Below are 13031 nucleotides of genomic sequence, written 5' to 3'. Positions count from 1 at the left end.
TGGATATTTAATTAATAAATTGGAGGACAATATATATGTCTAAATTAGTTTTAGCGATTAATGCTGGTAGTTCTTCTTTAAAATTTCAACTTATTAGAATGCCTGAAGAAACACTAGTAACTAAAGGATTAATCGAACGTATTGGTATTAAAGACTCAATCTTTACTGTAGAAGTAAATGGAGAAAAAGTAAAAGAAGTTAGAGATATCAAAGACCATGAAGAAGCAATTAACATCATGTTAGATAGCTTCAAAAAACACGGTATCATCGAAGATATTAACGATATCGCTGGTACAGGCCACCGTGTTGTGCATGGTGGGGAATTATTCCCAACTTCAGCTTTAGTAACTGATGAAGTAGAAGAAAAAATCGAATCATTATGTGAATTAGCACCATTACACAACCCAGCTAACTTAATGGGTATTCGTGCTTTCAGAAAATTATTACCAAACATTCCTCACGTAGTAGTGTTTGATACTTCATTCCACCAAACAATGCCTGAACAATCATATTTATACAGCTTACCTTATCAATACTATAAAGATTACGGTATTCGTAAATATGGTTTCCATGGTACAAGTCATAAATATGTATCACAACGTGCGGCAGAAATTTTAGATAAACCAATTGAAGAGTTACGTATTATCTCTTGTCACATTGGTAACGGTGCTTCAATTGCTGCAATTGATGGCGGTGAATCAATTGATACATCAATGGGCTTCACACCATTAGCAGGTGTAACAATGGGTACACGTTCAGGTAACATTGACCCAGCGTTAGTTCCATTTATTATGCAAAAAACAGGTAAAACTGCAGAAGAAGTACTTAATGTATTAAACAAAGAATCAGGTTTACTTGGTATCTCAGGTACATCAAGTGACTTACGTGACCTTGAAGGTGATGCAGAAGAAGGTAAAGAACGTGCGCAATTAGCTTTAGATGTCTTCGCTTCAAGAATTCACAAATATATTGGTTCTTATGCAACTAGAATGCACGGCGTAGATGTTATTGTCTTCACAGCTGGTGTAGGTGAAAACTCTTCAACTGTACGTGCTAAAGTCTTAGAAGGCTTAGAATTTATGGGTATCTATTGGGATCCTAAGAAAAACGAAGCTATTCATGGAGAAGAAGGATTCATTAACTATCCACATTCACCAGTAAAAGTTATCGTTATCCCAACAAACGAAGAAGTTATGATCGCTAGAGACACAGTTAAATTTGGCGAATTATAATATAGTATGATTTTACAGACCTAGAGCATACAATGTTCTAGGTCTTATTTTGTTGAAGAAATGGATAGAGTCATCGTCCTAAACTAATTTATATTTGAGTATTAAAAAAGGCTAGCGATGTTTCCATCGCTAGCCTTTTCCATATCATTTGATAGGAAATATTAAGAATATTGTTGTCTAAATTCTGGAGTAGCAACTTCTGGTTGGAAATCTTCTGGAATTTCTTCAGTACGTACTACTAAAACATCACAAGGTGCATGACGTACAATAGCTTCAGATACAGATCCTACGATAAATCTTTCTACCGCATTTAAACCTGAAGTACCACACATAATTAAGTCTACACCTAATTCACTTGCTAATTTTTTAGGGATGATAGCTTTCGGAGAACCAAATTCTAAACGTGTTTCTACATTAGTTACTCCTGCGCGTGTAGCAACTTCTTGATAACCTTTTAATAATTCTTCAGAGAAACTTCTAGATTTTTCAGTGAATTGTGCATCATAAACTTCATAAGAAGAATATGTTCTTGAATCGATAATGTTCACAATTGTCAATTTGGCGTCGTTACGTTTTGCTACGTCTACTGCTTTATTGAAAGCCCACTCTGCTTCGTGTGAACCATCAACTGCGATTAAAATGTTTTTATAAGTTAACATCTTAACAACCCCCTTAGCTTTTCTTAATTCTATTCTAACATGAATTAAATAAAAAGAATTATTTAAATTTTAACAATAATGTGTACTTTTTCTAATTGCGCTTTCATTGGTTTAGAGTTACGATAGTTATGGAGGTGGATGGAATGAAAATTGGTATTCCAAAAGAGATAAAAAATAACGAAAATAGAGTTAGTTTATCACCAAGTGGTGTACATGCATTAGTTGAACAAGGTCATACATTATTAGTTGAAAAAAATGCAGGTTTAGGTTCATACTTTGAAGATGAAGATTACAAACATGCAGGTGCTGAAATCGTATCTGACCAAGCTAAAGTTTGGGATGTAGACATGGTAATCAAAGTTAAAGAACCTTTAGAAGAAGAATATAAATATTTCAAAGAAGGTTTAATCTTATTCACATACTTACATCTTGCTAATGAAGAAAAATTAACTCAAGCGTTAGTTGACAATAAAGTAGTAGGTATTGCATACGAAACGGTTCAATTACCTGACCGTTCATTACCATTATTAACACCAATGAGTGAAGTAGCTGGACGTATGTCTGCTCAAGTAGGTTCAGAGTTCTTACAAAAATTTAACGGCGGCATGGGTATTTTACTTGGCGGCGTACCTGGAGTACCAAAAGGTAAAGTATCTATCATCGGTGGCGGTCAAGCTGGTACAAACGCAGCTAAGATTGCTTTAGGTTTAGGTGCTGACGTAACAATCTTAGACGTTAACCCTAAACGTTTAGCTGAATTAGAAGATTTATTTGATGGTCGCGTAAATACAATTATGTCAAACCCATTAAATATTGAAAATGCAGTTAAAGAAAGTGATTTAGTAATTGGTGCTGTACTTATTCCTGGTGCTAAAGCGCCAAGCTTAGTTACTGAAGATATGATTAAACAAATGAAAGATGGTTCTGTTGTAGTAGATATCGCAATCGACCAAGGTGGTATTTTCGAAACTACAGATAAGATTACAACTCATGATGATCCTACTTACGTTAAACACGGAGTTGTACATTACGCTGTAGCTAATATGCCTGGTGCGGTACCACGTACATCAACTATCGCATTAAATAATGCAACTTTACCTTATGCTCAATTATTAGCTAGCAAAGGCTATCGTGAAGCATTCAAAGCAAACCATGCATTATCATTAGGTTTAAATACTTTCAAAGGTCACGTTACACACAAAGGTGTAGCTGAGGCATTTGGTTTAGAATATACTTCTGTTGAAGATGCCTTAAAAGAAGGTTAATTTAATAAAGTAATTAAGAGCCAGAGATGTTTATATTAAACATCTCTGGCTCTTTTTGGTATATATTGTGGAGTGGAATTTAAAATTAAATAATTAAATTTAGATTTTAATTGCTAAGCTCTTATTTATTTTTCATAGTGCGTTAAAATTTCATAACCATCTTCAGTGACTAAAATATCATCTTCAATACGCACACCAGCTACGTTTGGAACGTAGATACCCGGTTCAATTGTGATGACCATACCCGCTTCAAGTTGATTTGAATTAGAGCTAGAAACATCTTGGTATTCGTGTTCTTCAAGACCTAGACCATGTCCAAGGCGGTGAGGGAAGTACTCTCCATAACCTGCGTTTGTTATAATATCTCTTGCTATTTTATCGATATCTTGTAGTGGCACACCGGCTTTAATTGCTGCGATAGCACTTGTTTCAGCTTCTAGCACAATATTGTAAATTTCTTGAGCTTTTTCTGAAGGATTGCCAAATTTAACTGTACGAGTCATATCGCTACAATAGTGATTATAAATGACACCTAAATCAAATAGGACATATTCATTATCTTCGAGTTGTCGATCGTTTGGTGTGCCATGAGGAGAAGCAGCATGGTCGCCAAATAATACCATAGTGTCAAAGCTCATTTCACTGACGCCATATTTTTTAATCTCGTTCTCAATATGATTGACAACTTCTCTTTCAGTAACTCCAACTTTTAGGAAATCCACGCCAATTTCAATACATTTATCAGCTAATTCAGCTGCTTTTCTAATATTAGCAATTTCCGATTCGCTTTTGATATTTCTTAAATTTTTAATAGTTTGATCAATATCGCCGTATTCTTGAACTTTAAAGTTTTGTGTTAATTCACGTTGACGTTTAACAGTTAAATGTTCGCTTTCAATTAATAATTTATTGAATGTATGTGGTGCGATATCAAATGGATTTTCAGTATCTAAATAGCCAACAATGTCACCTTCAAATGGTGATGCTTTAACTTCTTCCACTTCCATTTTCGGACAGAATAGCGTTTTATTACCCTCAGCTGTGATTAATAATGCGAATAATCTTTCATGAGGTTCACTTCTATAACCAGTAAAATAAAAAACATTTAGAGGGGTAGTAATCCACGCTGCATCCGCTTGTTCACTTTGTAAGGTTTTTATAATTTCTTCAGTCTTAGACATACAATAATCCTCCTAATATTGAGTTACCTTAAGTTTACGTCTAATGACCTATAAATTCAAAACTATTGAATGAAATAACTCAATTATATAATTGCTAGTGTTATAATTGCCCATCGCTAGGGTATATTAGAATTAACCAAGAATTTAGGAGGCTTTATTATGAAACTTTCTTTTCACGGACAATCAACAATTTATTTTGAAGGTAATGGTAAAAAGGTTATTGTAGATCCATTTATTTCAGGGAATGATAAATGTGATTTAGATGAACAAACACTTGATGTAGACTATATTATTTTAACTCATGGTCATGCCGATCATTTTGGCGATGTAGTTGAACTTGCTAATCGTAATCATGCTACAGTCATTGGTTCTGCTGAATTACAAGGCTATTTAACTACTTATCATGGTGTGGAAAACGTTCATGGTATGAATATTGGCGGTAAAGCTAAATTCGATTTTGGTACGGTTAAATATGTTCAAGCCTTTCATAGTTCAAGCTTTACTCATGAAGATGGTATCCCAGTATACTTAGGTATGCCAATGGGCTTAATTATTGAAGCAGAAGGTAAAACAATCTATCATGTTGGCGATTCAGGACTCTTTAGTGATATGAAACTAATAGCTGACCGTCATCCAGTTGATGTTTGTTTCGTACCAATTGGTGATAACTTTACTATGGGTATAGATGATGCAAGTTACGCAATTAATGAATTTATTAAACCAAAAATTTCTGTACCAATTCACTACAATACTTTCCCATTAATTGAACAAAACCCAGAAGAATTTAAAAATGCTGTAACAGAAGGGGAAGTTCAAATTCTAGAACCTGGCGACGAGGTTTCTTTCTAATATAATAAAGTTACACGACTTAAAATGTAATTTTTCATGCTACTTATAAATTAAAAAAGCTCCTATTAAGATGTATTAGATGTCAAGTAGTTAATACTTGATAATCTAAACCTTAATAGGAGTTATTGTTATGTTTATTTAACAATTAATACAGGGATGGTAGCACGTTTAGCTACTTTATGACTTACGCTTCCGAGAACGAATTTTTTCTGAGATTCTGCTTTACGGTTACTTAGTACTACGATGTCATATTTTCCACTGTTTGCGTGTTTTACTAATTCTTCTTTTGGATTACCACGTACAATGATTTGATCGTAATCTAGACCATAATCTTCTAACACGTTACGTGTCTTTTCAAGATCGTGGCTACGTTTCTCTGTTAATTTATCAATATGTGTACCGGCTTTAATTGATGCTTGAGCATCTTGTTCTCCAATAGCATTTATAATAGTAACCACAGTACCTTGTCCTGCTAATCTTGAAACTTCTTTTAAAGCTTTTTCATTTTTTAATTGCGTATCTACACCTAATAAAATATTTTTATACATAGGTCATCCCTCCTCACTTCAATTATATATAAGATATTTTAATTTTCCAACAAATGTATTTTTAATAATTAAATATTTTTCCAACTTATTTTGATTATTGATTAAATTACACTATAAAATGGTTCGAAGTTTGATACATTAATTATTTTTAACGCTTTTCAAAATCGATTTTTTAAGATGAAAAAGTTATAATATATAAAACACTGTCCATTATGAAGAGGTATGTCGAATGACAAAACATGAACAAATAATAGCATATATAGAATCGTTAACTGTTGGTCAGAAAATTTCAGTTAGAAAAGTAGCCAAGGTGATGAAAGTATCCGAAGGTACAGCATATAGAGCAATTAAAGATGCTGGACAACTAGGAATGGTAACAACTATAGATAGAGTAGGGACCGTGAGAATTGATAAGAAACGGCGCGAAGAAATTGAAAATCTAACGTTCAATGAAATATTAAAGATAATTGACGGAGAAGTTATTGGTGGTAAAAATGGCCTGTTCAAAAGTGTATCCAAATTTGCGATAGGCGCCATGGAACTTAAAGATGTGGTTAAATATTTAAGCCAACATACATTATTAATCGTTGGAAATAGACCTGATGTGCAATTAGAGGCATTAAGAAGAGGAAGTGGCGTTTTAATTACGGGTGGTTTTAAAACCTCTCAAAAGATTATTGATTACGCTGATCAGCATCATTTACCAATATTATCGTCTAACTATGATACATTTCTAGTAGCGAATATTATAAATCGGGCTATGTACAATCAAATGATTAGAAAAGAGATTCTAATAGTTGATGATATAGTTAAACCTATTAATGATATGACTGTCATCTTTGATGAAATGGGAATTGAAGATTATAAATCACGTGCTAAAGTAACTGGACATTCACGATTTCCGGTAGTAGATAAAGATTGGAAATTAGTCGGCATAGTCACAAGTAAAGAAATCATACAAATGCAAGCTAATGATTCTATAAATAAAGTGATGACTAAACGACCAATTAATGTAGAACTCACTACAACCGTTGCGAGTTGCGCACATATGATGATATGGGAAGGCATAGAAATACTGCCAGTAACTAATAAGAATAAAAAAGCAATCGGTGTCATTACAAGAGATGATGTTTTGAAAGCGATGCAACTCATTGGTAGACAACCTCAAATCGGTGAAACTATCAATGATCAAATCGGCAAGCATATTACGATTACACAAAATGATATTTCAGTAGAAGTGTCTCCGTTACTAACAAATCAATATGGCACATTGAGTAAAGCCGTGTTTGTGGCGATTATCGAAGAAACAATTAAGCATGAATTACGTAAATATAAAAAAGTAGACGTCATGATAGAAAGTTTAAATATCATTTATATTAAAACTGTATCGATTGAAAGCTCAATTCAAGTCCAATATGACATGTTTGATGTCGGTAGGAATTTTGCTAAATTAGAAGTGACGATGCTAAGTGGAAATGATAGAGTAGCAAATGCTATGATTATTTGCCAAATGTTTGAAGATATTTAAATACATGATTAAATGTAGGGGTCTGCATTTTAAAAAATTAAAAAATAGGAGCTTATAATATGAATGAAATCTTTAATAAAATAATGCGAGAAATAGAAGAAAAGGACACGATTGTAATACATAGACACCTTCGTCCGGATCCAGATGCTTATGGTTCACAATTAGGGCTTAAACTATATTTAGAGCGTAAGTTTCCTCATAAGACGATTTATGCGACTGGAGTGGCTGAAGAGTCATTAACATTTATTGGTGGCTTAGATGACGTTGAGGATAGTGTATACGAAGAAGCATTAGTAATAGTTTGTGACACTGCTAATGCGCCACGTATAGATGACGAACGTTTCGCGAATGGACAAAAATTAATAAAAATCGATCACCATCCAGCTGAAGATCAATATGGAGATATTAATTATGTAAATACAGAAGCCTCTTCTACGAGTGAAATCATCTTTGATTTTATCGCTTACTTTAATGATGTAAGTATTATTGATAAAGAAGTAGCGCGTGTACTTTATTTAGGAATTGTTGGTGATACTGGACGTTTCTTATTTAATAATACGACACCTCACACGATGAACGTCGCTAGCCAATTATTAGAGTTCCCATTTGACCATAATGTTGAGTTAAATAAAATGTCTGAGAAAGATCCAAAAGTGATGCCATTCCAAGGCTATATCTTGCAAAACTTCGAATTAAGTGAAAATCATGAATACTGCCAAGTTAGAATTACGAAAGAAATTTTAGAAGAGTATCAAATTTTACCAAACGAAGCCTCTCAATTCGTAAATACTGTGGCAGATATTAATGGATTGAAAATTTGGATGTTTGGTGTAGATGAGGGCGATCAAATTAGATGCCGAGTACGTTCAAAAGGTATTGTAATTAACGATATTGCAAGTCTATTTGGTGGCGGTGGCCATCCTAACGCATCAGGTGTTTCAGTATATAGTTGGGAAGAATTTGAAGACTTAGCTAAAGCTTTACGCCAAAAATTATAATCTAGAAAGGAAGTCATATATGGTTGCGCATTTAAATATTCATACAACTTATGATTTATTAAATTCAAGCTTAAAAATAAATGACGTCGTTAAAAAGGCACAGCACAATGGTTATGAATTTTTAGCTATTACTGATTCAAATGTTCTATATGGCTTCCCTAAGTTTTATGATGCATGTGTTGAGGCGAATATAAAACCAATATTTGGAATGACAATTCAATTATCTGATGGACTAAATACAATTGAAACTGTCCTTCTTGCTCGTGATAATGATGGATTAACTGCGCTTTATAAACTATCTTCTGCTATTAATATGAAAAATAAAGATATTGTTTCTATTGAGTGGTTACAACATTATTCTGCAAATTTAGCCATCATATTTAAAGAAGCACAACGTGAACATGAAGCTATCATTAATGAATTTACAAATTCAACATACGTGTATCTTAATCATACTAGCGATTATAATTATTTTGATTTAAAAGTAGTATGGTTACAAAATGCAAGATATCTTAATTCTGACGATGTAGATACTATCCCAGCATTAGAAGCAATTAAAAATAACACCAAGTTAGACTTAGTACATGATATTCAAGACCTTGGAGAACATTTTCCTTCAAAAGAAGATTATCAACAACTTGAATTATCAACAGAAATTTGGACGAATACTATAGAATTAGCAAAAAACTGTACTGCTCACATAGAATATCACCAAAATTTGTTGCCTAAATATGAATCTCCTTCAAATCAAAGTTCTAAAGATTATTTATGGACGTTATTGACTGGAAAGTTAAATAACTTACAACTTAATAATGATGAACGTTATGTTGAACGTTTAAATCATGAGTTTAATATTATTACAGAGATGGGCTTTGAAGATTACTTCCTGATTGTAAGTGATTTAATTCATTATGCTAAGACTCATGATGTAATGGTAGGTCCAGGGCGTGGTTCTTCAGCTGGTTCATTAGTAAGTTATTTGTTAGGAATCACAACCATCGATCCGCTAAAATTTAATTTACTATTCGAGCGTTTTTTAAATCCTGAACGTGTCACAATGCCAGATATCGATATTGACTTCGAAGATACTCGCAGAGAAAAAGTGATTCAATATGTTCAAGAAAAGTATGGAGAACATCACGTGGCAGGAATTGTTACATTTGGTCATTTATTAGCGAGAGCAGTTGCCAGAGACGTAGGGCGAATAATGGGCTTTGATGATATTACATTGAATGAAATTTCTAAATTAATTCCTCACCAATTAGGCATTACGTTAGATCAGGCGTATCAAGAGGAGAAATTTAAACAATTTGTTCATCGTAATCATCGCCATGAAAGATGGTTTAATATTAGTAAAAAGTTAGAAGGTCTACCAAGACATACCTCTACGCATGCTGCAGGTATTATTATTAATAATCAACCTATTCACAATTATGCTCCTTTAACAGTGGGAGATACAGGTCTTCTCACGCAATGGACGATGACAGAAGCTGAAAGACTAGGACTACTTAAAATTGACTTTTTAGGTTTAAGAAATTTATCTATTATTCATCAAATTATTACTCAAGTGAAGAAAGATTTAAATATAGATATCGATATAGAAGCTATTCCTTTTGATGATAGAAAAGTTTTTGAATTATTATCTAAAGGTGATACGACCGGCATTTTCCAATTGGAATCTGAAGGTGTACGTAAAGTACTAACACGTTTACAACCTGAACACTTTGAAGATATTGTAGCCGTGACTTCTTTATATAGACCGGGCCCAATGGAAGAAATACCGACATATATTACTCGTAGACATAAAGAAAGTGAGATACATTATTTACATCCTGATTTAGAGCCTATACTCAAAAATACGTATGGCGTTATCATCTATCAGGAACAAATTATGCAAATCGCTAGTAAATTTGCTAGCTTTAGTTATGGACAAGCAGATATCTTAAGACGTGCGATGAGTAAAAAGAATAGGGCAGTATTAGAAAATGAACGTCAGAACTTTATTGCTGGAGCTACTAAGAACGGCTACGATGAAACAATTAGTAAACAGATTTTTGATTTAATTTTAAAGTTTGCTGATTATGGTTTCCCAAGAGCACATGCAGTGAGTTATTCAAAAATAGCTTATATTATGGCTTATTTAAAAGTTCATTACCCCAATTACTTTTATGCCAATATACTAAGTAACGTTGTAGGTAATGAAACGAAGACAGCAACAATTATTGATGAAGCCAAACATCAACAGCTTAGTATTTTACCACCTAATATTAATGAGAGTCACTGGTTCTATAAAGCAACAGAATCCAATATCTATCTATCTCTCGGAGCCATTAAGGGCGTCGGTTACCAAAGTGTAAAATCAATTGTGGATGAACGTTATCAGAATGGAAAATATAAAGACTTTTTTGATTTTACGCGACGAATTCCAAAACGTATTAAAACACGTAAATTATTAGAAGCATTAATACTTGTTGGCGCATTTGATGCCTTCGGTAAAACGAGAGCTACATTGTTAACTGCAATTGACCAAGTGATAGATCAAGTCTCAAATGTTGAACAAGATGATTTACTTTTCAATCTTTTAACGCCTAAACAAACGTATGAAGATAAAGAAGAGTTAAGCGATCAGATGATTAGTAACTATGAGAAAGAATATTTAGGATTCTATATTTCTAGTCATCCTGTAGAAAAATTATTTATTAGTAAGCAATATCTAGGCATTTTCACATTAGCTAATGTTTCAAATTATAAGCCTATCCTTGTCCAATTTGATCAGTTAAAACAAATTAGAACTAAAAATGGTCAAAACATGGCTTTTGTTGTATTAAATGATGGAAGACGTACTATTGATGGCGTCTTATTTCCAGACAAATTCAAACGTTTTGAGACCTTTTTACAGGAAAATGAGATTTATATCGTTCAAGGGAAATTCGAGAAACGGAATCAACAACTTCAGCTCATTATTAATCAAGTTGAAACCATTGAAGATTTTGAAATAAGCAAGAGAAAACAAGCACGTCAAATTATCCTAAGAAATGTAGAGGATTTAGATAGTATTAAACAACATCTTGCATCTCAAAAATTTGAGAATAGTTTAGAAGTAAATATATATAATCAACAAACTAACACTACTTCTCATTTAGGATTTATTAAGCGTGATGAACAATCGCTTAATCGCTTTATTGACCTATTTAAACCAAGTGATATTAGACTTTTATAACTTTTATAAGTAAAAAAATTATGATATAGTTAACTGATGATTAATAAAATAAAGTCATCAGTTTATTTTATTAGAAAAATTTTAGTTTAAAATAGAAAATAACCATTATATTTTTATACTTATAAAACTAATAGTAAATGATCAGGGGTTGATTTGATGTCTTTAAGAGATGATGCGTTACAAATGCATAAAGAAAATCAAGGTAAATTAGAAGTAACACCAAATGTAAAAGTAACTAATAAAGAAGAATTAAGCTTAGCATATTCTCCAGGTGTAGCTGAACCGTGTAAAGAAATACATGAAGATCCTCGAAAAGTATATGATTATACTATTAAAAGAAATACAGTGGCAGTCGTTACAGATGGAACAGCAGTATTAGGCTTAGGTAATATTGGGGCAGCAGCAAGTATTCCAGTAATGGAAGGGAAAGCAGTTCTCTTCAAAAGTTTCGCTGGTATAAATGGTGTGCCGATAGCACTTGATACTAAAGATACTGAAGAAATTATTAACACTGTGAAATTAATCTCACCTAATTATGGCGGTATTAATTTAGAAGATATTTCAGCACCACGATGCTTTGAAATAGAAGATAGATTGAAAAAAGAAACGAATATTCCAGTATTCCATGATGATCAACATGGAACAGCTATCGTTACAACTGCAGGTTTAATTAACGCCTTAAGAATCGTTGGTAAAGATTTATCTGATATCAAAGTCGTACTTAACGGTGCCGGTGCTGCTGGAATTGCTATCGTTAAATTATTAGACGCATATGGCGTTAGAAATATGATTATGTGTGATTCAAAAGGAGCTATATTTGAAGGTCGTTCATATGGTATGAATGATACAAAAGAATATGTAGCTAAATTTACAAATAAAGATAAGATTGAAGGTTCTTTAAAAGATGTGATTAAAGACGCTGATGTATTTATCGGTGTTTCAGTTGCAGATTTATTATCTAAAGAGATGGTAAAATCAATGGCTGACGATGCAATTATCTTTGCTATGGCTAACCCTGATCCTGAAATTAAGCCTGATGATGCTAAAGAAGCGGGTGCTAAAGTCGTAGGAACTGGCCGCTCTGATTTCCCTAACCAAATTAATAATGTTCTTGCCTTCCCAGGTATCTTTAGAGGTGCATTAGATACTGAATCTACTCACATTAATGAAGAAATGAAGAAAGCAGCAGTGGAAGCTATTGCAGATTTAATTCAAGAAGATGAATTAAATCCAGACTATTGTATCCCTGGTCCTTTCGATAAAAGAGTGGCTCCTTCAGTTGCACGTGAAGTAGCAAGAGCAGCTATGGAATCTGGCGTAGCACGAATTGAAGTTGACCCTCAAGATGTATACGATCGCACAATGAAATTAACTGATTTGAAATAATCTATAACTCTTTTCAACGCTACCATTCTAAATATTAGAATAACTTTTGAGATATTTATAGAGAAATTATGAAGCGTTGGTTGATAAATGTGTAGCCATTTAGTTGTTAGAAACTGTTCATTGTTTTTAAAAGTAAAAACTGTGAATGTGCTAACTCAGATGTCA

The 13031-nt window shown here is 33.1% G+C and carries 10 protein-coding genes; 7 read left to right on the top strand and 3 right to left on the bottom strand.

Going from position 1 to position 13031, the window contains the following annotated elements; all coding sequences use genetic code 11:
• The first annotated feature begins 35 nt into the window (after positions 1-35).
• Entirely contained in the window at positions 36-1232 is a 1197-nt protein-coding gene (locus HS848_RS05855; protein WP_107508341.1) for an acetate kinase, read from the top strand.
• 161 nt (positions 1233-1393) lie between these two features.
• On the opposite strand, the gene HS848_RS05850 is transcribed toward HS848_RS05855, so the two are convergent.
• Positions 1394-1891, bottom strand: a complete 498-nt coding sequence (locus HS848_RS05850) for a universal stress protein (protein WP_107508340.1) — start codon at positions 1889-1891, stop codon at positions 1394-1396.
• Between the two features lie 143 nt (positions 1892-2034).
• Between HS848_RS05850 and ald the strand changes: the two genes are divergently transcribed.
• Positions 2035-3156: an alanine dehydrogenase gene (gene ald / locus HS848_RS05845; RefSeq protein ID WP_198611568.1), complete on the top strand. Its 1122-nt coding sequence runs from the start codon at positions 2035-2037 to the stop codon at positions 3154-3156.
• Positions 3157-3281: 125 nt separating this feature from the next.
• Here ald and HS848_RS05840 read toward each other — a convergent pair whose 3' ends face one another.
• Positions 3282-4337 carry a M24 family metallopeptidase gene (locus tag HS848_RS05840; protein ID WP_107508338.1) on the bottom strand — a complete coding sequence of 352 codons (1056 nt, stop codon included), beginning with the start codon at positions 4335-4337 and terminating at the stop codon, positions 3282-3284.
• A 159-nt stretch (positions 4338-4496) separates the two neighbouring features.
• Between HS848_RS05840 and HS848_RS05835 the strand changes: the two genes are divergently transcribed.
• The gene (locus tag HS848_RS05835) at positions 4497-5186 is read left to right on the top strand and encodes a metal-dependent hydrolase (protein ID WP_198611567.1); all 690 of its coding nucleotides are present in this window, start codon (positions 4497-4499) and stop codon (positions 5184-5186) included.
• A gap of 134 nt (positions 5187-5320) precedes the next feature.
• Here HS848_RS05835 and HS848_RS05830 read toward each other — a convergent pair whose 3' ends face one another.
• Entirely contained in the window at positions 5321-5734 is a 414-nt protein-coding gene (locus HS848_RS05830; RefSeq protein WP_198611566.1) for a universal stress protein, read from the bottom strand.
• A gap of 229 nt (positions 5735-5963) precedes the next feature.
• Here HS848_RS05830 and HS848_RS05825 point away from each other — a divergent pair, with 229 nt between their 5' ends.
• From HS848_RS05825 to HS848_RS05810, 4 genes are all read left to right on the top strand, one after another.
• Positions 5964-7262, top strand: coding sequence for a DRTGG domain-containing protein (locus tag HS848_RS05825; RefSeq protein WP_198611565.1), 1299 nt, complete (start codon positions 5964-5966; stop codon positions 7260-7262).
• Positions 7263-7321: 59 nt separating this feature from the next.
• Positions 7322-8260: a DHH family phosphoesterase gene (locus HS848_RS05820; RefSeq protein ID WP_198611564.1), complete on the top strand. Its 939-nt coding sequence runs from the start codon at positions 7322-7324 to the stop codon at positions 8258-8260.
• Between the two features lie 19 nt (positions 8261-8279).
• A complete protein-coding gene (locus HS848_RS05815; protein ID WP_198611563.1) occupies positions 8280-11480 on the top strand; it encodes a DNA polymerase III subunit alpha in 3201 nt (1066 codons plus the stop codon).
• A 156-nt stretch (positions 11481-11636) separates the two neighbouring features.
• Positions 11637-12866, top strand: a complete 1230-nt coding sequence (locus HS848_RS05810) for an NAD(P)-dependent malic enzyme (RefSeq protein WP_198611562.1) — start codon at positions 11637-11639, stop codon at positions 12864-12866.
• Positions 12867-13031 lie beyond the last annotated feature (165 nt).

It is taken from the genome of Staphylococcus caledonicus, from assembly GCF_016238465.1.
In the GTDB taxonomy this organism is placed as follows: domain Bacteria; phylum Bacillota; class Bacilli; order Staphylococcales; family Staphylococcaceae; genus Staphylococcus; species Staphylococcus caledonicus.
This window is presented reverse-complemented; position numbering and strand designations above follow the sequence as displayed.

Bases quoted from the DNA above. Each gene is read 5' to 3' on its own strand.
- HS848_RS05855 (WP_107508341.1), top strand. From the start codon at position 36: ATGTCTAAATTAGTTTTAGCGATTAATGCTGGTAGTTCTTCTTTAAAA.
- HS848_RS05850 (WP_107508340.1), bottom strand. From the start codon at position 1,891: ATGTTAACTTATAAAAACATTTTAATCGCAGTTGATGGTTCACACGAA.
- ald (WP_198611568.1), top strand. From the start codon at position 2,035: ATGAAAATTGGTATTCCAAAAGAGATAAAAAATAACGAAAATAGAGTT.
- HS848_RS05840 (WP_107508338.1), bottom strand. From the start codon at position 4,337: ATGTCTAAGACTGAAGAAATTATAAAAACCTTACAAAGTGAACAAGCG.
- HS848_RS05835 (WP_198611567.1), top strand. From the start codon at position 4,497: ATGAAACTTTCTTTTCACGGACAATCAACAATTTATTTTGAAGGTAAT.
- HS848_RS05830 (WP_198611566.1), bottom strand. From the start codon at position 5,734: ATGTATAAAAATATTTTATTAGGTGTAGATACGCAATTAAAAAATGAA.
- HS848_RS05825 (WP_198611565.1), top strand. From the start codon at position 5,964: ATGACAAAACATGAACAAATAATAGCATATATAGAATCGTTAACTGTT.
- HS848_RS05820 (WP_198611564.1), top strand. From the start codon at position 7,322: ATGAATGAAATCTTTAATAAAATAATGCGAGAAATAGAAGAAAAGGAC.
- HS848_RS05815 (WP_198611563.1), top strand. From the start codon at position 8,280: ATGGTTGCGCATTTAAATATTCATACAACTTATGATTTATTAAATTCA.
- HS848_RS05810 (WP_198611562.1), top strand. From the start codon at position 11,637: ATGTCTTTAAGAGATGATGCGTTACAAATGCATAAAGAAAATCAAGGT.